This window comes from Roseococcus microcysteis, assembly GCF_014764365.1.
In the GTDB taxonomy this organism is placed as follows: Bacteria; Pseudomonadota; Alphaproteobacteria; order Acetobacterales; family Acetobacteraceae; genus Roseococcus; species Roseococcus microcysteis.
The window spans coordinates 2,305,598-2,325,890 of record NZ_CP061718.1 but is presented as its reverse complement, the minus strand read 5'-3'; the positions used below and the strand labels follow the sequence as shown (position 1 = coordinate 2,325,890).

General features: G+C 69.6%; 19 protein-coding genes and 1 pseudogene. 10 read left to right on the top strand and 10 right to left on the bottom strand.

The features are described 5' to 3' along the window. Positions 1-50 precede the first annotated feature (50 nt). The 6 genes from ICW72_RS11240 to ICW72_RS11215 are packed head-to-tail and all read left to right on the top strand — an operon-like array spanning position 51 to position 7,659. Positions 51-2,189: a tape measure protein gene (locus tag ICW72_RS11240; RefSeq protein WP_191082789.1), complete on the top strand. Its 2,139-nt coding sequence runs from the start codon at positions 51-53 to the stop codon at positions 2,187-2,189. Positions 2,190-2,194: 5 nt separating this feature from the next. Next, complete coding sequence (locus ICW72_RS11235) at positions 2,195-2,881, top strand: hypothetical protein (protein ID WP_191082788.1); 687 nt, start codon at positions 2,195-2,197, stop codon at positions 2,879-2,881. After that, positions 2,881-3,447 (top strand): hypothetical protein, encoded by a 567-nt coding sequence (locus ICW72_RS11230; RefSeq protein ID WP_191082787.1) that lies wholly within the window; start codon positions 2,881-2,883, stop codon positions 3,445-3,447. Before ICW72_RS11235 ends, ICW72_RS11230 begins: the two co-directional genes overlap by 1 nt. Positions 3,448-3,464: 17 nt before the next feature. Then, positions 3,465-3,815 (top strand): DUF6950 family protein, encoded by a 351-nt coding sequence (locus ICW72_RS11225; protein WP_191082786.1) that lies wholly within the window; start codon positions 3,465-3,467, stop codon positions 3,813-3,815. Beyond that, positions 3,816-5,801 carry a phage tail protein gene (locus tag ICW72_RS11220; protein ID WP_191082785.1) on the top strand — a complete coding sequence of 662 codons (1,986 nt, stop codon included), beginning with the start codon at positions 3,816-3,818 and terminating at the stop codon, positions 5,799-5,801. Positions 5,802-5,817: 16 nt separating this feature from the next. Continuing rightward, the gene (locus ICW72_RS11215; RefSeq protein WP_191082784.1) at positions 5,818-7,659 is read left to right on the top strand and encodes a hypothetical protein; all 1,842 of its coding nucleotides are present in this window, start codon (positions 5,818-5,820) and stop codon (positions 7,657-7,659) included. An 82-nt stretch (positions 7,660-7,741) separates the two neighbouring features. On the opposite strand, the gene ICW72_RS11210 is transcribed toward ICW72_RS11215, so the two are convergent. The 6 genes from ICW72_RS11210 to ICW72_RS11185 all read right to left on the bottom strand — a co-directional run bounded on the left by ICW72_RS11210 (position 7,742) and on the right by ICW72_RS11185 (position 14,883). After that, positions 7,742-8,119 (bottom strand): SLC5/6 family protein, encoded by a 378-nt coding sequence (locus ICW72_RS11210; RefSeq protein WP_191082783.1) that lies wholly within the window; start codon positions 8,117-8,119, stop codon positions 7,742-7,744. 38 nt (positions 8,120-8,157) lie between these two features. Further along, positions 8,158-9,321 (bottom strand): IS4 family transposase, encoded by a 1,164-nt coding sequence (locus ICW72_RS11205; RefSeq protein ID WP_191086069.1) that lies wholly within the window; start codon positions 9,319-9,321, stop codon positions 8,158-8,160. Positions 9,322-9,354: 33 nt separating this feature from the next. After that, positions 9,355-10,362, bottom strand: coding sequence for a sodium-dependent transporter (locus tag ICW72_RS11200; protein WP_191082782.1), 1,008 nt, complete (start codon positions 10,360-10,362; stop codon positions 9,355-9,357). A gap of 299 nt (positions 10,363-10,661) precedes the next feature. Then, complete coding sequence (gene ppsA / locus ICW72_RS11195) at positions 10,662-13,058, bottom strand: phosphoenolpyruvate synthase (protein WP_191082781.1); 2,397 nt, start codon at positions 13,056-13,058, stop codon at positions 10,662-10,664. 256 nt (positions 13,059-13,314) lie between these two features. After that, positions 13,315-13,545, bottom strand: a complete 231-nt coding sequence (locus ICW72_RS11190) for a DUF2934 domain-containing protein (protein ID WP_191082780.1) — start codon at positions 13,543-13,545, stop codon at positions 13,315-13,317. 474 nt (positions 13,546-14,019) lie between these two features. Continuing rightward, positions 14,020-14,883: a universal stress protein gene (locus tag ICW72_RS11185; RefSeq protein WP_191082779.1), complete on the bottom strand. Its 864-nt coding sequence runs from the start codon at positions 14,881-14,883 to the stop codon at positions 14,020-14,022. A 99-nt stretch (positions 14,884-14,982) separates the two neighbouring features. On the opposite strand from ICW72_RS11185, the gene ICW72_RS11180 reads away from it, so the two are divergent. From ICW72_RS11180 to ICW72_RS11165, 4 genes are read left to right on the top strand one after another with little or no spacing between them, the layout of a single operon-like run. Continuing rightward, the gene (locus ICW72_RS11180) at positions 14,983-15,720 is read left to right on the top strand and encodes a DUF1538 domain-containing protein (protein ID WP_191082778.1); all 738 of its coding nucleotides are present in this window, start codon (positions 14,983-14,985) and stop codon (positions 15,718-15,720) included. A gap of 5 nt (positions 15,721-15,725) precedes the next feature. Then, complete coding sequence (locus ICW72_RS11175; protein WP_191082777.1) at positions 15,726-16,499, top strand: DUF1538 domain-containing protein; 774 nt, start codon at positions 15,726-15,728, stop codon at positions 16,497-16,499. After that, complete coding sequence (locus tag ICW72_RS11170; RefSeq protein WP_191082776.1) at positions 16,489-16,839, top strand: P-II family nitrogen regulator; 351 nt, start codon at positions 16,489-16,491, stop codon at positions 16,837-16,839. Before ICW72_RS11175 ends, ICW72_RS11170 begins: the two co-directional genes overlap by 11 nt. Beyond that, positions 16,836-17,252, top strand: a complete 417-nt coding sequence (locus ICW72_RS11165) for a CBS domain-containing protein (RefSeq protein WP_191082775.1) — start codon at positions 16,836-16,838, stop codon at positions 17,250-17,252. The genes ICW72_RS11170 and ICW72_RS11165 overlap by 4 nt, the downstream gene beginning before the upstream one ends. On the opposite strand, the pseudogene ICW72_RS21335 reads toward ICW72_RS11165, so the two are convergent. From ICW72_RS21335 to ICW72_RS11150, 4 genes and pseudogenes are all read right to left on the bottom strand, one after another. Then, positions 17,222-17,416: pseudogene (locus ICW72_RS21335) on the bottom strand (hypothetical protein); the annotation flags it as partial. The gene ICW72_RS11165 and the pseudogene ICW72_RS21335 sit on opposite strands and share 31 nt — an antisense overlap. 143 nt (positions 17,417-17,559) lie before the next feature. Then, positions 17,560-17,799 (bottom strand): hypothetical protein, encoded by a 240-nt coding sequence (locus ICW72_RS11160; protein ID WP_191082774.1) that lies wholly within the window; start codon positions 17,797-17,799, stop codon positions 17,560-17,562. Then, the gene (gene chrA / locus ICW72_RS11155) at positions 17,799-19,172 is read right to left on the bottom strand and encodes a chromate efflux transporter (RefSeq protein ID WP_191082773.1); all 1,374 of its coding nucleotides are present in this window, start codon (positions 19,170-19,172) and stop codon (positions 17,799-17,801) included. The genes ICW72_RS11160 and chrA overlap by 1 nt, the downstream gene beginning before the upstream one ends. Beyond that, complete coding sequence (locus ICW72_RS11150; RefSeq protein WP_191082772.1) at positions 19,169-19,987, bottom strand: chromate resistance protein ChrB domain-containing protein; 819 nt, start codon at positions 19,985-19,987, stop codon at positions 19,169-19,171. The genes chrA and ICW72_RS11150 overlap by 4 nt, the downstream gene beginning before the upstream one ends. Between the last annotated feature and the right edge of the window lie 306 nt (positions 19,988-20,293).

Here is a 20,293-nt window from a genome sequence, read left to right as displayed (position 1 = left end):
CGGGGCAATATCCGTAGCGACAAATATTCTGCCGCAGGGAGGCGTAATCCATGGCCGACGCCACCCGCCGCGTCTCGGTGCGCCTCTCGCTCGACGACGCCGCCCGGGTCAAGGCCGGGCTGCGCGAGGTCGGCGAGACCGGCCAACGCTCGCTGGACCAGATCAAGGGCGGCGCTGAGCGCGCCTCCCGCTCCCTCGACCTGCTCGACGTCGCCGTGCGCGGTCTGCAGATCGCGGGCCTCGCCGCCGCCGCCCGCGCGTTCGTCCAGGCCGGGGACAGCCTCACCCAGGGCCTGTCCCGCCTGCAAAACGCCACCGGCTCCATCGAACGCGCCAGCGAGGTCTACGAGGCGCTGTATCGCAACGCCCTCTCCACCGGCGTGGCTGTGGGCGAGAGCATCTCCGCCTTCCAGCGCTTTTCCATCGCCGCACGCGAGATCGGCGCCACCTCCGACCAGGTGGTGCGCCTCGTCGGCGGGCTGCAGCGTGTGGCCATCGTCTCCGGCGCGTCCACGCAGGAGATCTCCTCGGCCACGCTCCAGCTGGCGCAGGCGCTGGCCTCGGGCGTGCTGCAGGGCGATGAGCTGCGCGCCATCCTCGAGGCCATGCCGCTGCTGGCCGAGGGGCTGTCGCGCGAGCTCGGCGTGTCCATCGGTGAGCTGCGCAAGCTGGGCTCCGAGGGCCAGCTCACCGCCGAGCGGGTGTTTCCCGCCCTGCTGCGCGCCACCGAACGCCTCGGCGCGGAGTTCGAGCGCGCGCCTCTGTCGCTCAGCCGCGCCTTTGGCCAGCTGACGGCGGCCACCGACCCCTTTCTCGGCCAGCTCGACCAGGCCATCGGCCTGTCCAACGGGCTGGCGCGTGCGCTGGCCGGGGCCGCGCGCGTGCTGGACGGCATTCGCCGCGGCGCCGGGCTCGGCCTGCCCGGCGAGGTGGATGCCGACCGCCGCCGCCAGGCGGAGGAACTGCGCGCGGCCATCGCCCGCATGGAGGCGGAGAATGACGGCCGCGACAGCCTGCGCGCCCAGCCGCGCCGCGGCAGTATTCGCGGTGGGCTGGTCGGCACGGCCCAGCAGCAGGCCGGCGTGGACCGCGCCGCCCGGCTGGAGGAGCTGCGCCGGCAGTATGCCGAGCTGTCGGAGGAGATCACCCGCGGCGAGCAGGCCGCCGGCGAGCGGCAGCGCACAGAGCAGGAGGGCGCCGCTGCCCAGGCCGCGGATGCCCGCCGCCGCCGTGCTACCGCCGAGGCCGAGGAGTTCCGCAAGCAGCTGGACGACCGGTTCCGGATCAACAGCGCCTATGAGGAGCGGGTCCGCCGCCTGCGCGAGGCCGAGGCCGCCGGCGGGCTGACCGCCGCCGATCGCACCCGCCTCGAAACCCTGGCCCTGCGCGAGCGTGACCAGGCGCTGCAACGCATCGAGGGCACCACCCGGCGCGTGGCCACGATCCCGCGGCCCGACCGCGAGGCGGAGCGCGAGATCAACGACCTGATCCGTGAGCGCGAGCGGCTCATCCAGAACAACGAGACCGCGTATGAGAAGTACCAGCGCCGCCTGGAGACGCTGGGCCGGCTGGTGGAGCGGGCGGAGCGGGCCGGCCGCGCGGTGCCGGACGAGACCATCTCGCGCGAGGCCAATGCCGCGCTGGAGGAGCTGGAGCGCGGCCAGCAGCGCGTGCAGGCCGCGACCGAGCGCACCAGCAGCACCGCGCGCGATCTCGGCCTGACCTTCAGCAGCGCCTTCGAGGACGCGATCATCAAGGGCGAGAAGCTGTCCAAGGTGATGCAGGGGCTGCTGCAGGACATTGCCCGCGTCATCGCCCGGCGCACCATCACCGAGCCGCTGGGCAATGCGGTCACCACCGCGCTGTCGGGCTTTTCCTTCGGGAATCTCTTCTCAGGCCTGTTCCGGGCGGAGGGTGGGCCGGTCTCGGCGGGGCAGCCCTACATCGTGGGCGAGCGCGGGCCGGAATGGTTCGTGCCGAGCCGCAGCGGCACGGTGCTGCCCAATGGCACGGCTCCCGGCAGCGGTCCCGTGATCCACCAGACCATCAGCATCGACGCGCGCGGGGCGGACGCCGGCGTCGAGGCGCGGCTGCGTCTGCTGGCCGGCCAGATCGCGCGGCAGGCCTCGGTGATGACGCTGGACGCGGTGCGCCGCGGCGGCGCGGCCTATGAGACGGTGCGGGGGTAGCAGCGATGGTGGAATATGCCTGGCCGGAGCTGCTGCGCCCCTCACGCTTGGTCTTCTACCTGCAGCACAACACGCTGCGCTTTGTCTCGCCGGTGACCCGCGCCACCCAGGTGATGCGGCGCGAGGGGGCGCGCTGGGTGGCCGAGGCGAGCTTCGAGCCGCTGAACCCGGCCAAGGCCGGGCTGCTGGAGGGACTGTTGGCGGCACTGGCCGGCTCGGTGAACACCGTCCGGGTGTGGGATTGGCGGCGGGAGTTTCCTACCGGGGATCCGCGCAGCCAGGGGGATGTGCCGAGCGGGCCCTACAGCTTCTCGGACGCGACGATCTTCACGGATGGGACGGGGCTGGTGGTGGGCTCGGGCAATCCTGCGCTGGCCGCGGGCGCGCCCCGGGGTGCGCTCAGCATCACCACCGCAGGCTGGTGGCCCGGCACGGTGGCGGTGGGGGCCGGGGACCACATCGGCCTCGGCGGGCGGCTCTACATGGCGACCGAGACGGTGGTGGCCTCGGGTGCGGGCACGGCCACCATTCCGATCGCGCCGCCGCTGCGCGAGGCGATGCTGGTCAGCACGCCGCTGGTGCTGACCAAACCCAGCGTGCCGATGCGGCTGATCTCCGATGACGAGGCAGCCAATCCGACACGGTCGGGGCGGTTCACGGCGATCACCGTGCGGATGGAGGAAGCACTCTGATGTCCGGCACGCCCCGCCTTTCGGCCCATGCCGCCGCCTCCGCCACGGCGCCCGTCGCCGCGCCGGTGGTGATGGTGGAGCTCGACTTCGCCTCCGGCGCCTTTCGCGCCTGGACGGGGCTCGGCCTGCTGCACTGGGCCGGCAAGGTCTTTGAGGGCGTGGGCGCGATCGGCGCCGTGGGCGAGATCGAGGAGACGGTGGAACTGCGCGCCGTCCGCCTGTCCCTCGCGCTCTCTCCGGTGCCGCAGGAGGTGGTGGACATCGCGCTCGCCGAACGCAGCTTTCGCCTGCGGCCGGCGCGGCTGTGGGGCGCGCTGCTCGATGCCGAGGGCGCCTTTATCGCCGACCCCTTTCCGCTGTGGGCCGGGCTGATGGACACCATGCAGGTGACGGACGGCACCGAGCCGCGCGTGACCCTCACCTGCGAAAGCCGGTTGGTCGACCTCGAGCGGGCGGAGGTGCGGCGCTACACCGATGCCGACCAACAGGCCGAATACCCCGGCGACCGGTTCTTCGAATACGTGCCGGCGCTGCAGGAGGCCGAGATCCGGCTGCCGGCGCGGTAAGCTCGAGGCGGGCACCCATGCGCCATCCCGACTGGGCGACGCGGCTGGCAGCCCTGCTGTCGGCCGCGGAGACGCGCGCCTTCCATCCGCGCCATTGGAATTGTGCCCTGTTCGCGCTGGCGGCGGTGGAGGCGGTGAGCGGCACTCGGCCCCGCGTCCGCGTGCTGCCGGATCTCCCTGCCTCGGCCGACAGCGCGGGCTTTCCCCGCATCCCGCCCGCCTTTACCCGCATGGGCGACGTCGTACTCGCCCCTGATCCCGATCGGCTCGGCATCGTCGTCGACGGGGGCCGCGCCGCCTTCATCGGGCCGCGCGGCCTCACCCGCCTCCCAATCACCGACTGCACCACCGCCTGGAGGATTGGCTGAATGCCCGCTGCCATCCCCCTCATCGCCGTCGTGGCCGGCGGCGTGGCCTCCGCGGCCCTCGGTGGCGGCCTGCTCGGCGCGCTGGTTGGCGCCGGGGCAGCCTTCGTCGTCTCCTCCATCGGCGCCTCGGTCTTTCCCACCAAGCGCCCCACCGCCCCGACACGGCCTGGCGACGATCCGACCGCGCCGGGAGCCGGCCGCACGCAGTCCTTTCGCCAGCCCATCACCGAGCACCAGATCGTCTTTGGCCGCTGCAAGGTGGGCGGGCCCATTGTCTTCATCCACTCGGCACCCGACGACGAGGGGCGCGCCGATGGCTGGTTCTATTCGGTGGTGGTGCTGGCCGCGCACCGCGTCCGTGGCATCGGCGATGTCTGGCTGGGCGACACCCTCGCCACGGATCCGAAGTTTGCCGGGCTGGTCAGGATCGATCGCCATCTCGGCGCGACGGACCAGGCGGCCGATGCCAACCTCATCGCCGAGACCGGCGGCAAGTGGACGGCCGAGCACCGCGGCCGCGGCCGGGCCTATGTCGCGCTGCGCCTGAAAATCACCGCCGAGGCCTTTCCCGCCGGCCCGCCCAACATCGCCGCCCTGGTCGAGGGCGCCGACACCATCCTCGACCCGCGCACCGGTGCCGTGGGCTGGTCCGACAATCCCGCACTCTGCCTCGCCTGGTACCTCACCGCGCCCTTTGGCTGGAAAGCCGCCTGGGATGACATCGACATCCCGGCGCTGATGGCCGCGGCCAACATCTGCGACGAGCTGATCGGCACCCGCGCCGGCCTGCATGAGCGGCGCTACACCGTGAACGGGCGCGTCTCGCTCGGCGAGGGCAAGATTGCCATCACCCGCAAGCTGGTCGCCGCCATGGCCGGCGCCATGGTCGTCTCGGGCGGGCGGTTCTTTATCCATGCGGGTGGGCCGGCGCTGCCCTCGGCGACGCTCACCTCGGACGACCTGCGCGGCGACGTGACCATCCAGGGCAGCCGGCCGCGGCGGGACCTCTTCAACGGGGTGCGGGCGGTCTACGTCGACCCCGCGAAAAACTGGCAGCCCACCGACGCCCCGCCGCTGCTGGCCGCCAACTACGTGGCCGAGGATGGCGGGGAGCAAATCTACCGGGACATGGAGTTCCCGCTCACCACCTCGGTGGCCACCGTCCAGCGGCTGATGAAAGCCGAGCTGGAGCGGGTCCGGCGCCAGCGCGAGGTGGCGTTTCCGGCGAACCTGTTGGCGCTGCGGCTGCGGCCCTGGGATGGGGTGACGGTGGCGCTCGACCGGGTCGGGGCCTTCCCGGCGCGGGTGACCGGCTGGCGACTGTCGCCGGCTGGCGGGGTGGACCTGGCGCTGTCCGAGGAGGACCCCGCCGTCTGGAATTGGAGCCCGGCGGTGGACGAGCGCGCCGCCGGCGACAGCCCCTCCGTGGTGCTGCCCAACCCGGGCGTGATCGCCGCCCCGGCCGCCATCGCCGTGGCGACGCCCGTCACCGCCGCCTCCGGGGCGCTGGGGGTGTCCTGGTCCGCCGTGGGCTCGGCCTATCTCGCCGGCTACGAGCTCGAGTTCATGCCGGCCTCGGTGGCCGTCTGGCAGGGCTATGGCGGGGCGCTGGGCGCCACGGCGGCCTCGGTCCCCACCACGGAGCCCACCGCCGTTCGGGCGCGCGCCGTGGCGCGCAGTGGCGCCGTGTCGGGCTGGCGCGAGGCGGCGGTCCCAGGCGCCGTGACAGCGCCGGCCGCACTCGGCATCACCGGTGGCGTGCGTCTCTCGGGCGGCGTCCCCATCGGCGCGGTGCGGCTGCAGGTGTTCGAGGCGGACAGCGCCAGCCTCGCCGCCGCGACCAAGCTGGCCAGCGAGCCCATAGCGTTGCCCTGGGACCGCACCGGCCTCACCGCGGGCCAGACCCGCTGGTACTGGCTGCGCAGCGTCTCGGCCGAGGGCAACGTCTCCGCCTTCGCCGGTCCGGTCACCGCCACAGCCCTCTGATCGGAGATCCGGGAAAATGCCGGCACGCATCGACGACCTGCTGGTCCTCAACGCCAATCTCAACAAGAGCGACTTCGCGAAGTACCTGCGCGACCGCGAGGCGGTGCTGCCGAACGACTTCGGCGGGCTGGGCGATGGCGTGGCCGATGATCGCACCGCCATCCAGGCCGCCTTCGATCGCGCCGGGGCGGACCAGAAGTTCGCGATGATCCCGCCCGGCACCTGGAACGTCTCCGGCACCGTGACGCTGCCGGGCGGGGCGCGCGGGCTAATCATGCAGGGCACCATCCGCTACACCGGCACCGCGCCCACCTCCGTGCTAGTGCTGGGCGATGGCGGGACCATCCGCAATGCCGAAAAACTCTACAGCGGGCTGAACGTCATCCGGCAGACGCAGTCCGACTGGTCCTCCGAGGCCGATATCGGCATCACCGTGCGCAACGTCGATGCCTCACAGATCGAGCTGCGCCGGGTGGAAGGCTTCACGATTGGCATGCGCACGCTGGGCGATGGGCGCGGCGTGGAGGACAGCACCTTCACGCTGGGGCGCATCGTCAACAACCGCATCGGCCTCGACATCTGGTGCGCCACCGCCACGGCCTGGAACACCTCCGTGCGCTACTATGGCGGCCACTTTGCGCACGCGACGGGGGTGAACGCGGCACAGGACCGCTTCGGGATCCGGCTCGGCAATGAGGCGGGCGCCTACACCAACCACAACCGCCACGTCTTTGACGCGCCGAACTTCGAGCTGCGCCAGGCCGGCAGCAATATCGCCATCCCCTTCCTCAATCAGACCTCGGGCTCTGCCATCATCGCGCGGAACATGCGCATGGAAGCTTGCTCGCCCCTGGCCGCACGGCACACCGCCGGTGCGCAGGACTGCGAATACGACATCGCCTGGACCAACACCTACCTGGTCAGTATCGATTACACGGCGACAGCGAACCGCTGCGGCAATGCGGTGATCAACCGCCACCGCGCCCCGGCGTCGCGGTTCCAGCGCTTTCTCGCGGGGGTGCCGAACACGCGCGCCGCGGCGTTCCGCCAGTCGGCGACCGAGGTGGGCGTCGAGGGGCTGATCACTATCGCCACCTCCACCACCACCGCGACCTTCATGGCGGATTTCTGCTTCAACGGGCTGGCGGACGTCACGCCGACCGATCGCGCAGTAACGCTGGCGGCGAACCGCGGGCTGGGGTGGCTGCTCGACACCTCCCAGGCGAAGGAGTTCGCGCTGGCACATTGGCTGACGAGCGGCGCTTCGGGCGGGCGGTTGTTCGTGCGCGTGTTCGATGGGGCGGGGAATGTTCGCGAGGACATCGCCGGTGACGTGCTGGCCTCGATCACCACCATGCAGTGGAACGGGCCGGCCAAAGGGTGGAACGCCGGCGCGCCGATGGATGATGCGAACTTCAATCGGCGGCAGACGATCCGCGTTGGCGCAGCCGTCGCCTATGCGCAGGTGGGGGTGATCGGCTTCGACGGTCCGATCGACCTGCAATCGCTCCGGCTCTACGGACTGCCGGAGGCCGCGCCCGCTGTGCTCAACGGCACGCCGCTATTGACGGGGGCGCTGTTCGGCTCCGGGCGGCGGGAGTTCGCGGCGGAGGTGTCCTGGGATTTGCCCAGCCTGGCGCCGGGGGCAACGGCGCTGCTCGATGTCACGGTGAACGGGGCACGGGCCGGCGATCTGGCATCGGCGTCGCTGGTGTCGTCGACACGCTTCATCGAGCTCGATGCGGCGGTCTGGTCGAACAATACGGTGCGTGTGATGGCGCGGAACATCTCGGGCGCGACGTTCGATCTGGCCGCGGCGGCGCTGTCGGTGGGGGTGACGAAGCGGCGGGTGCCGTGATCCGCACGAAAGCTCGCGATAGGGCGGATTTATCGATCGCGCCGCTTGTGCCAATGAGCCGTGTCAGCGTGCCGCGGCTCGATCAAAGCAAGCCGAGGCCGCGCACCATCGTCAGCGCGATGGCAATTGGGAGCGCAACGCGCAGGCTCCAGAGCCAAAGCGCCGCGGTGCGTGACGAGGCGATGCTGGTGGCGCGGAGCGCCTCGGCGCGGTTCCAGCGCCACCCAGCAACGATCGCGATTGCGATGCCGCTCAGGGGCAGCAGGATGTCCGAGGCGAGCAGATCGAGGCGGTCCAGAACAGGCCGATCGCCCGCAAGCCAGCCTGGCGGCATCCAGGCGTCGAGAGCAGCGGGCAGGCCGAACAGGAAGGCTGCAACCGCAACGAATGCCGCCGCGCGCCAGCGAGCCCATCCCAGCCGTGCCAGGAGAATTGAAACCGGCACCTCCAACAGCGCCATTACCGAGGTTAGTGCTGCGATCAGCCTCAGCGATCCCCTCATTTCTGCTGAGCGAACATGCCGTTGAATTCGGCTGCGTTTGAGAGGGCTTTGGCAAAGGCCTGGATCAGCGGCGCGAGCCTGTGCTCGGGCATGTTCGGGATCAGTTCGTAGAGCATGCAGCCCTGGCGGAACAGCGAATGGCTTCGGGTCTTCGATGTGTTTGACTTGAGTTGGCGGTCCATCCCCAGGCTCTCTCCGACGGTGCCGAGCAGCGTCAGCAGCGCCATGGCGAAGGCGCTGACCAGCAGCAACCGGTCCCGTCGCATGGGCTCACCGACACGCGTCGCCGACAGCCCCATGCCGAAGCGCAGGTCCTTGGTGTCGCGGAACTGCGGCTCGATGGTCCAGCGCCGGGCATAGTGGTTGACCAGCATGGCCGCCGTCGCCTCGGGGTCGCTGGCCGCCAGGCACCAAGGCTCCTTCATGCCCCTGGCATGCACGCACACCACCGCACCCACCGGCTGGCCCTGCGCGGTCACCCGCGCATCGCGCAGCTTGCGGGCGCGGCCGCCCTTGCCCACCCACTCGGCCGCGGGCCGGGTCTCGCCGGCGGCATCGGTGACGTGGATGTTGCCGCGGAAGCGGATGACGTAGCCGAAGCCCAACTCGGCCAGGAACGCGAACAGCTTTTGGTCGCCGAAGCCGCGGTCGGCCAGGATCGTCGCCCGGCAGTCCGGCGGCAGCGTCTCGGCCAGGCGACGCAGGCAGGCGTCCTCATAGTCGTTGCGCCGGTCGGCCAGTTCCTCCTTCCAGACGGAAAGCCAGATCAGCGGGGCCGCCCGGCCATGGCCGGTGACCAAGCTCAGCACCAGGGTCGACTGGCCGTCATGGGCAAACTCGGTCCAGTCCATTGCCACCAGGATGTCGGGACGGGGGCCCACCTGCTGCGGCACCCAACGGGCGAAGCTGTCCCACACGTCGATGCCGGCGTTGCTCATCAGCCGGTCGACCTGCTTGACCGCGTGCTTGGTCGAAAGGCCTCGGGCCTGCGCCAGCGCCTGGCCGATCAGCGACACCGCGAGCGATGCGCCGGCCATCACGCCCAGCGTCGCGCCGGCCAGGGCATCAACCCGCTTGGCGTGCAGATCAGGCCCGTAGACGCCGCCAATGAAGGCACGGACATCCTCAAGCCGCCCACCTGTCCGACCCCGCTCCACCATGTCCATGCTCCAAACCGACCAAGCTTGGAACAGCTACAGAACCCCGCCGAATCGGCGCCAGAACCGCGTCACCGGAAATGAGGGGATTCTTGAGGCGATCAGCAGCAGCAGAAAAAACAGGACGGCGACCGCGTGACCAAGCGGCATCGCCGCGAAGACCTCGGGCAGCACGGCGAAAACCAATGTCGTGCCCTGCGCCGGGTCGAAGCCGTAGGTGAAGACCGCCGGGAAGATCATGAGCCCCGCGACCAGCGACACCGCGGTATCACCTGCCGCCACCGCGAGCGTCATAGGCACAAGACGCTGGCTGGCTGGAAGGTAGCCGCCGTAGGCGACGAGGATTCCCATGGCGAGACCCATGGAGAAGAAAGCCTGCCCGATCGCCGCCAGCCAGGTTCTGGTTTCGAGCAGCGCTGACCATTCGGGGCGGAACAGGAAACGCAGCGCCTGCCCCGCGCCATCGAGCGTCAGGCCGTGCAGCGCCAACAGCAGCAGCAGCATGGCGAAGACCGGCATCAGGATCCTGCTCGCACGCTCAATTCCCTGCGCGACGCCAAGCGCGACCACGGCCGCCCCGGTTACCAGCACGAAGGCCTGCCATCCCATCGCCTGGACGGGATCCGACAGCATGTCGCGGAACTGGGCTGCGTGGTCCATCGTGCCGGGCGCGTCGACGCCCTGGACGATGAAGCGCCAGAGGTAGTTGGCCACCCATCCGGCAATTGTCGGGTAGTAGGCCAGAATCGTGATGCAGGCGGCCACCCCGGGCCAACCCGCCCAGCGCCAGGGCATGTCAGGCGTGACACGCGCGAAGGCAGCTACTGCGTCGGCACGGGCAGATCGCCCGATCGCAAGTTCTGCGATCAGCAGCGGGATGCCGAGAGCCAGGACCGCGACAAGGTAGGCGAACACGAACGCGCCGCCACCGTTCTCCCCGGCGACATAGGAGAAGCGCCAGACATTCCCGAGGCCGACGGCTGAACCAAGCGCCGCCAGCACGAAGCCGCTAGCGCTGCGCCACTGTCCATCGCGCTCGCTCACCGCCACCCTCCCCATACCCGGCGCATTACGCTTCAGGCCGCGTCACTCTTTTGCTGCACCAGGACGCGCAGGTTGCGCACGCCTTCATCCTCCGTATCCCGGGGAGCCCAGACTGGATGTGAAACATCTCCGCGGCCCCGCTCGACCTGGCGGCGGCGACGCTGTCGGTCGAATTGGCGGAGCGGCAGGTAGCGTGATGCGGGAGCGGGCACCACGCGCCAGCATCGCCCCACAATCCGTGATCAGCACCGACCCCACCGCTGCATCGTCCATCACAAGCCCTGATCCGGGGACGCGGATCATGAGATGCATTTCGCCTCCGCCGCCGCGACCCGCGGAACGGTGGCGGCAAAGCTGTCCGGGTTGAGCGAGATGGAATCGATGCCGTGCTCCACCAGGAAGGCTGCGAATTCGGGATGGTTGCTGGGTGCCTCCCCACAGATGCCCACCGTCACGCCGCAGGCATGGGCGCGCGCGATGACATCGGCGATCATCCGCGTCACCGCGGCATCGCGCTCGTCGAACAGCCCGCGCAGTTCCGCGGAATCCCGATCCACGCCGAGCACCAACTGCGTGAGGTCGTTGGAGCCGATGGAGAAGCCGTCGAAGCGCGCCGCGAATTCCTCCGCCAGGATCACGTTGGAAGGGATTTCGCACATCACATACACCCGCAGCCCGTCGCGGCCGCGTTCCAGCCCGTGCCGCGCCATCTCCGCCAGCACCTGGTCTGCCTCGGCCGGGGTGCGGCAGAACGGCACCATGACCACCACATTGTCCAGGCCGATCTCCTCGCGCACACGCATCAGGGCGCGGCATTCCAGGGCGAAGGCTTCGCGGTAGCGCTCACTGTAGTAGCGCGAAGCCCCCCGCAGCCCGAGCATCGGGTTTTCCTCGACCGGCTCGAAGGCGGCGCCGCCGATCAGATGGGCATACTCGTTGCTCTTGAAGTCGCTGAGCCGGACGATGACGGGGTTGGGGTGGAAGGGCGCCGCCAGCTTGGCGATGCCGCGCGCCAGGCGGTCCACGAAGAACTCCGTCTTGTCGGCGAACCCCCGCGTGAGGGTCTCGATCTCCTGCCGCGCGGCGGGGTCCTGCACGCGGTCGAAATGGACCAGCGCCATCGGGTGTATGCGGATATGGGCGTTGATGATGAATTCCATCCGCGCCAGCCCCACGCCCGCCGAGGGCAGCCGCCACCAGCGCAGCGCCGCGGCGGGGTTGGCCAGGTTCAGCATCATCTTCGTGCGGGTCTGGGGCAGGCCAGCGAGGTCAATGTCCGCCACGGAAAAGTCGAGGGTGCCTTGATAGACATGACCCTGATCGCCCTCGGCGCAGGAGAGCGTCACGGCATCGCCATCGCGGAGCGTGGCTGTTGCGGTCCGGGTTCCAACCACCGCAGGCAGGCCCAGTTCGCGGCTGACGATCGCGGCGTGGCTGGTCGGGCCGCCCTGGTCGGTGACGATGCCCGCGGCGCGCTTCATGATGGGCACCCAGTCGGGGTCGGTCGCTTCGGTGACGAGGATGGCGCCGTCGCGGAACTGCGCGATGTCGCGTGGGCCGCGGATCAGGCAGACTTCGCCCGTCGCGATCGCATCGCCCACGGCCGCGCCGCTCAGCAACGGCAGCGCCCGCCGGTCCTTCAGCCGCCAGGTGCGAAGGCCGCTCGCCGCCGCGCGCTGCGCCTGCACCGTCTCCGGCCGCGCCTGCACGATGTGCAGCGCCTGGGTTTCGCCGTCCTTGGCCCATTCCATGTCCATCGGCCGGCCGTAGTGGCGCTCGATGGCCACGGCCCACCGCGCCAATTGCAGGATCTCGGCGTCGTCCAGGACCAGCGCCTCACGCTCGCGCCGCGTGGTCTCCACCATAGCGGTGCGGGCGCTGCCGCCGGTGGCGTAGATCATCTTCTGGTCCTTCGCGCCGCGCGTCTTCTCCAGGATCGGCGTGAAGCGGGGTTCATCGAGCAGCGCCTTGAAGACGAGATATTTGTCGGTCTCCACCGTGCCCTGCACCACCGTCTCGCCCAGACCCCAGGCGGCGCTGATCACCACCGCGCCGGGGAAGCCGGTCTCGGTGTCGATGGAGAACATCACGCCCGAGCCCGCCAGGTCCGAGCGCACCATGGCCTGCACGCCGATCGACAGCGCCACATCGAGGTGATCGAATCCCTGCGCCTGGCGGTAGCTGATGGCGCGATCGGTGAAGAGCGAGGCGTAGCAGCGGCGGCAGGTGTCGAGCAGCTCCTGCTCGCCGCGCACGTTCAGGAAGCTTTCCTGCTGCCCGGCGAAGCTGGCCTGCGGCAGGTCCTCGGCCGTGGCGCTGCTGCGGACGGCGACGGCGGGTGCTGCCGCACCGCCGCGGCGGCGGCCAAGCTCGCGGTAGGCGGCGCGGATGGCCTCAGAGGTGGCCTTCGGGAACTGGCCCGCCAGGAACATGGCGCGGATCGCCTCGCCGGCCTGCTGCAGCGTCTCGTCCCCGGCGGCCAGCGCGGCGAGACGCGCACGCAGCGGCGCCTCGATCGCGTTGGCGGCGACGTAGTCCCGGTAGGCGGCGGCTGTCGTCGCGAAGCCGTCCGGGACGCTGACGCCCTCCTTGCCCAGGCTGCGCGCCATCTCGCCGAGGGAGGCATTCTTGCCCCCAACCCTCGGCACATCCTGGAGCCCGAGTTCCCCAAACCAGGCGATGACGGCGTCTGACATGATGGCCTTCCTTCAAGATCAGGGCTGGAGCGGTGGCGGGGGTATGGTCCTGGCCGCAGCGGTCTGCGCCACCGCTCCGACACGAGTTTCGGGGGTGCACCCATCTCCGAGCCGCTGGATGAGCCCCAGGCGAAGGCGCCGTTGCAGCCTGGCGACGGGCGCCTCGCATGGCGGCGCCCGCCACTTTGGCTCGCTGCGCAGGTGAGCCTGATGGTGGATCGGCATGCCGCGCCACTGAACCTGGCGGGAAGCCGTCTCAAAGCCTCGCTTGGATGTCCGCTGCGACCGGCGTGCCCGCCAGGGCATCAGGCACGGGGGCGGGCGTCGTTGGCTGTGGCTCGCCGGCCGCAGGCATCGATACGTTGAGCATGCCGCAGGCTAGCGTCCAATGATCATCGGCGCGCCCCTCCGGGCAGCCTTCGTTCAGCCATAGGAAATAGGCGATCTCGCGGATTTGGGTTTCGTCCTGGCCGTCGATCTCGGGCATCTTGTCCTCCATCTGCTTGGGCGAGCCGGAACTCTCGCCGGCCATCGCGGCAGATGCATTGATGCGCATCAAACAATATGGCGGAGCGGCTGCTGGACAGACGTCTACGGCAGTGATGCGGACGGACTTCCAAACGCCAGTACCAGCAGCCGCGCAAACCCCACAGCCGCGAGGTACCAGATGACCGCCTCGAAGGCTGCTGCGCCCCACCGCCCAGCCGAGAAGGCGCCGTCGCAGCGGCACCAAACCAAAGCTACGAGATACGCGACTGCATTCATTCTCAGGTTGCGTGATGGATCATCTGTCAGTGCAAGGAACATCCCGGCCCCGAGCAGCCCGGTCCGCCACGCCAGCCTCCTTGTCAGCTCCAAGGGGGTAGGTCTTTCGGGTTCAGGCCCCTCCGGTCGGTCGGGACTGCCCCAGTTCCACGGTTTGGTCATGATCTGGCTCATTCATGCGATGCGCCCACCATCGTCATTCTGCGTCGGGCGGCACCGCCAGAACGTCGCAATCGAGCGTCCGCAGCGCCTCCTCGGCGGTGCTGCCGAGCAGCAATCGTCCAATGGCACCGTGAGCGCGGGTACCCATCACCACAAGATCGGGCGAAAGGCGCGCTACCGTCTCCTTGAGCGCCTCCGCCGGCGTACCCTCATGCACCACGATCGGCGGCAATTGTGGTCCCAGATCGACATCGAGCCCTCGGAGGTACTGGCTCACATCCGTCCGGGCCTGCACGGCAGTCGCGGTCACATGGCCTGCGATGGCTTCCGAAGTGAGGCCCGCGAGCACCATGCTGCCTCGCCCGGGCTGCAGGAAGGCGTGAAAGACCGTGAGGTCTCCACGCTTTGCGAAGCCAAGCCGGGTCGCCGCGCGGAGCGCCGAGGCGGATGGCTCGGAGATGTCCACGGCAGCCAGCACCTGGCGGTAAGGACGCTCTGACGGGCGGTTCACCATCAGCACCGGTCGGCCGCCCAGGCGCATCACGCGCTCGATCGTCGTGCCGATGAACATGTCCCGCAGCAGGCGCCGACGATGCTCGCCCATCACGACGAGGTCCGCCTTCTCCTCATCGGCTGCGCGGATGATCGCATCGAACGGGTCACCCACCTCCACCCGCAAGCGCGGGTTGAGGCCCTGCATCTCCGGCATGCCGCGTGCCTGGTCCGCGAGTTGATGGGTCACGTCGCGCCGCTCGCTCGCGAGGAGGAGTTCAGGCCGGTCATCATCCACCACCGAAAGCAGCACCAGCTCCGCCCCGGTCTCCTTCGCGAGGATGGCTGCGCGGCGCACAGCGCGGTCCGAGCGGGAGGAAAGGTCGGTTGCGCAGAGCAGGCGCATTTTTCGTCTCCTCAACCAAGGTGTCGTCACCTATGTAGGTGGTGATCGAAGTTTGGGGCAAGGCCAGCGAGCCTCCCACGACAGGGGAGGTGCAACAGTATGGAGCGACTTCCGGGGTTGGTCCGGGTGCTGCTGGAAAACCTGAGGGACCTCGTGCCTCTGTTGCTGGTGGTTGGCTTCTTTTACGCCGTTGTGTTGCGCGCACCGCCGCCCGATATCGAAACGAAACTTGTCGGCGCTCTGCTGGTCGTGCTGGGCCTCACCTTTTTTGTGCGCGGCTTGGCCATGAGCCTGTTCCCGCTCGGCGAGGCGCTGGCCGACGTGTTTGCACGGCGTGGAAACATCTTCCTGTTGCTCGCCTTCGCCTTTGCCATTGGCTTCGGCAGCACGGTGGCAGAACCGGCGCTGTATGCCGTCACGGCGAAGGCCGGCGCGGCAGCGGCGCAGGCCGGCCTGATCGAGGGCGGCGCGGAGGGGGCGGCCCGGACCGCGGCGGTGCTGCGCTATGCCGCCTCCGCCGCCGTCGGCGCTGCGGTGGTGCTGGGCTGCCTGCGCATCATCCTGGGCTGGCCCGCCTGGTGGTTCCTGCTCGGCGGCTACGGCCTCGTCGCCATGGTCGGACTGGTGCATGATACGCCGCTGCTCGGCGTGGCCTTCGATGCGGGGGCGGCGGCGACCTCGGCCATCAACATTCCGCTGATCGCGGCGCTGGGCATCGGCTTGGCCACCGTCATCGGCGGAAGGCGACCTCTCGCGGACGGCTTCGGCGTGGTGGCGCTGGCGAGCCTGATGCCCATGCTGGTTGTCATCCTGGGTGCGCTGGTGCTCGGCGGATGAATTCCATGGCGGCTGACCTGCTTGCAGCGCTTGTGGCGACGCTGTTGGATGCGGCGCCGGTCGTGCTGGTGGTAGGTGGGTTCCAGGCCTTCATCCTGCGCCGACGGCCGCCGCACCTTCCGCGAGTGCTGATTGGTGCCGCCTACGTGCTCCTGGGCCTCGCGTTGTTCCGGCTGGGGCTGGAATGGTCGCTGCTGCCCATCGGTGCAGATCTGTCGGAACGGTTGACCGCCCCAGGCCTCGCCGCCGCGCCCGATGGCGAGGTGCCATGGACGCGCTTCCTCTGGCTATACCTGTTCGCCGCGACGCTGGGCTTCGCCACCACCATGGTCGAGCCCGCGCTGACGGCCATTGCCGAGCGGGTGGGGGCGATGACGGGTGGCACGCTGCGTCCGATGGCGCTGCGGCTTGTGGTGGCGGCCGGCGTCTCGCTAGGGCTGCTTCTGGGTACGCTTCGGATCGTCACCGGCTTGCCGCTGCCGTGGGCGGTGGCAGGGCTGGTCAGCCTGATCGCGGTCCTCGTCGCGCTTGCGCCGCGGCAACTCGTGCCGCTCGCTTTTGACTGCGGCGGCTTTGCGACATCGGTGGTCACCGTGCCCATGGTGGCGGCCTTCGCGGTGGGCGTGGCCACCGCCATCCCTGGACGCGATCCCCTGACGGATGGTTTTGGCGTAATCTTGTTTGCCCTGCTGTCGCCCGTGGCCAGTGTGCTCGCCTTCTCGGCGGTGCAGGCGCGGCTTCAGCGAGGTCAGAACCGGGGAGGAATCGATGCGGTTTAAGCTTCTACTTGTCCTTGTCGAGGATGACCGCCTCGATGAGGTTCTGAAAGCCGCCCGCGAGGCCGGCGCCACGGGGGCCACCACCATCCCCAGCGCGCGCGGCGAGGGGCTGAAGGCGAAGAAGACCTTCTTCGGCCTGGACCTCGCCAGCCAGCGCGACATCGTGCTTCTGGTGGTGGAGGAACACCTGGCGCGCGGCATCCTGGAAGCGATCGCCAAGGCGGGGGGGTTCGACGCCGAGCCAGGCGCCGGCATTGCCTTCCAGATTGCGATCGAGGACGCGGTTGGGCTGGAAGCGCAGATCCGCTTCCTGGCGAAGCAAGTGGAGGACAAGCTGTGAAGGGCGAGCAGTATCACCTGCCGGTGCGCGAGGCGATGACGCCCGATGCCGTGGTCGTGGACGGCCTCACCACAGTGAGCGATGCGCTGGCCATGATGCGCGAGCGCAATATCAGTTCTCTGGTGGTGGAACGGCGCAATGAGCGTGACGAGTACGGCCTTGTGCTGGTGGGGGACATCGCGCGGGAAGTGGTCAACGGCAACCGCGTGCCGTCACGCACCCACCTCTACGAGGTGATGTGCAAGCCCGCCCTGAGCGTGGATGCAGAGATGGGGGTGAGATATGCAATCCGCCTCATGCAACGCCTCGGCCAGACGCACACGCTGGTGGTCGATGGCAGGCAGTTGGTCGGCATCGTCACGCTGCGTGACCTGGTGGTCCGCTACATCGACGGGCCCACAGCGGGAGGGTGACGGATGCCCCGACCGTCCGGGCAATTTCCCCCGGAAACGGTTGCGAGGAAGAGCTTCTCGATCTCCAGTAGCACGAAGCTCACCACGCCGACGGCAAGGATCAGCGCTCCGTCGGCCAACGTCAGCGGGGTTGATCCAAAGATGGCGTTCATCACTGGCAGGTAGGTGAAGGCAGCTGTCCGACGATTACGACGGCCAGCGCGATCAGCACCAGCGTCGTGCCCTCACCCCGGCGTAGGCGAAGGATGAGGATGTCATATGCAGGTAGCGCACGCCGCCACGGCGAAATCGAGCCTGCTGACGGTCGTCAGCCAGCACTGAGCAGGCGGCGCGGATCGAGCCGAGCGACGGCAACAACGGCCCTCAGCGTCATCAAAGCCGAGCCAAGCGGCGCCAGCGTTGTCACCGCCCCCGCCTCGGCCGCACCGAAGCCGAGTGCCAGCAGGTAGGCCGGCAGCAGGATCGCCACCAGGCCATCGCCGAAGTCGCGCAGCCCGCGCGCGACGAGAATCCGCCGGATCGGGCTGCCACCTGCTACGCCACGCATCACCCCAGCACGAGCTTCGCGGCGAGTCCCGCCGCCGCCGTCACGCCGAGCGTCCGGATGAGGCCGAGCTTCAGCCGGAACACGCACAGCGCGGCCAGCGCGGCCAGGGCGAGCGCAAGCACATCCAGGCTGCCGGGCATGGGCACGTCCAGCGAGAGAGGGCCGAAGCGCACCTCCCGCACCTCGGCGAACAGCACCCGCAGCCCGAACCACAGCGCCAGGTTCAGGATGACGCCCACCACCGCTGCCGTCACGGCGGCGAGCGCGCCAGTCAGCTTGCGATTGCCGTGCAGCCGCTCGACAAAGGGCGCGCCCAGGAGGATCCAGGCGAAGCACGGCGCGAAGGTCACCCACAGCACCAGCACTGAGGCGAGCACGCCGTAGAGAATGCCCGCAGCACCATGCCCCGCCAGGAAGCCCACGAACTGCAGCACCAGGATCAGCGGGCCCGGCGTGGTCTCCGCTAGCCCCAATCCGACGAGCATCTGATCGGCGCTCAGCCAGCCATATCCCTGCACCGCTTCCTGCGCGACATAGGCGAGCACGGCATAGGCGCCGCCCACCGTCACCACCGCCATCACCGAGAAGAACCAAGCGATATCGGCAAAGACGCCGCCCACGGCCAGCATCAGCACCGCCGTGGGCAGCAGCCAGAGCACCACCGCCACCCAGCCCGCGCGCCAGGCCTGCGCGGCCAGCCGTGCGGGGCGGCCTGGGTCGGCGGCCAGCACGGCGTCCAGCAGGGCGGGCGGGCCGTCCTTGGCCTTGCCGTGGTCGCTGGCGCGGAAGGCCCCGGGCGCCAGATAGCCAATGAGGGCCGCGCCCAGCACGACGAGGGGGAATGGGACGCTGAAGGCGAACAGCGCGAGGAAGGCCGCCCCGGCCATGGCCCAGGCCGCGCTGGTCTTGAGCGCGCGGCGCGCCACCCGCAGCAGCGCCTCCACCACCAGCACCAACACGGCCGCCTTCAGCCCAAAGAACAGCGCGGCTACGACCGGCACCTGGCCGAAGGTGACGTAGATGACGGACAGTGCCAGCATCACCACGGCGCCGGGCAGGATGAACAGCATCCCGGCGGCCAACCCGCCACGCACCCCATGCAGCAGCCAGCCGAGATAGGTGGCGAGCTGCTGCGCCTCAGGCCCCGGCAGCAGGTTGCAGAAGCTCAGCGCGTGGAGGAAGCGCGCATCGGAAACCCAGCGCCGCTGGTCCACCACCTCGCGGTGCAGCAGCGCGATCTGCCAGGCCGGGCCGCCGAAGGACAGCAGTCCGATGCGCCACCAGACGCGCAGTGCCTCGGCGAAGGAAGGCAGTTGCGCCTCCGCCAGCGTGCGGGGAGTCGCTCCGGCCTTGTTGGCGGTGTCGGGGTTCATGCCTTGCTTCCTGATGTGGGCCAGTTGTGGGTCTCGGCCGTGGCGTCGCGCGCCCAGCGATAGAAGGCGTCGTAGAGGCCCATCGCGGCGTCGAGCTGCGCCAGATCCTCCCGATACATGCGCGAGAGGCCGAGCGAGGCGGCCAATAGCCCCGCCGCCTCGGGCGCCAGGTCGTGCCGTGCGGTGTCGGCGCCGCGCACTATGGCCGCCAGCCGCAGCAGCGGGTCGGAGGCCAAGCCGAACTCCTCGATCATGACGTCGAAGGTGCAGAGTTCGTCACGGTGGCTCCAGAACACGCCATCGATGTCGAAGGGCGTGGCGCCGAAGCGCTCGGCGACAGCCGGCACCTCGGACGGAGCGACGAAGAGGAACACCGCGGCCGGATCCATGAAGCGACGGATCAGCCAGGGGCAGGCGATGCGGTCGATTTTGGGGCGGGCGCGCGTGACCCAGACCGTGCGGCCCTGGGCGTCGCGCGGCGGCACGTGGTCCAGTCGGACGAGCAGGCCACCGCCGGCCGCCCAGGCCTTGAAGCCACCCTCCAGCGCCTCGGCGGTGCTGCCCGCATGGCGGAGCCAAGCGGCCACGCCCTGGCTCAGCTTGAGGCCGCGTTGGCAGATGACGGCCAGGGGGCGCCCAGCGAAATCGCCCGCCCAGGAGGCAACGGAGCGGAAGTCGCGGCGAAGCGCCCCCGGCAGGGTGCGGGGGTCTCGGGCGAAATCCTCGTCGGTGCGGACGTCCAGGATGATCGGCGCGTCTGGCGTTCCGAGAAGCCGGGCAAGCTGGCTCGGTGTGATGATGTCAGGGCTCGGCACGTGCGTCCTCCTTCGGCGCGGGGCGCCGGAGCATGGACGCGATGCTTGGGCCGAAGCCTCACGGGGCGATCGCGGAGGGCCCCTTACCGACAGGATGCGCAGCGCGAAAGTCAGGGTCAAGACCGGGTTGAGTCACGGTACGCGAACACTGTCGGCCGGCGAGACGTGTCTCACGAACACCAGCGAAGGTTGGATTCCAGTTCCCACCGCTGCTCCAGTCGGTTTTCCAACCTGACATTTCCCATGCGCCAACAGCGCCGTGAACCGCAGGTTTCCTGGGGTTTTGCCGCGATGGCTTGAGGGTCG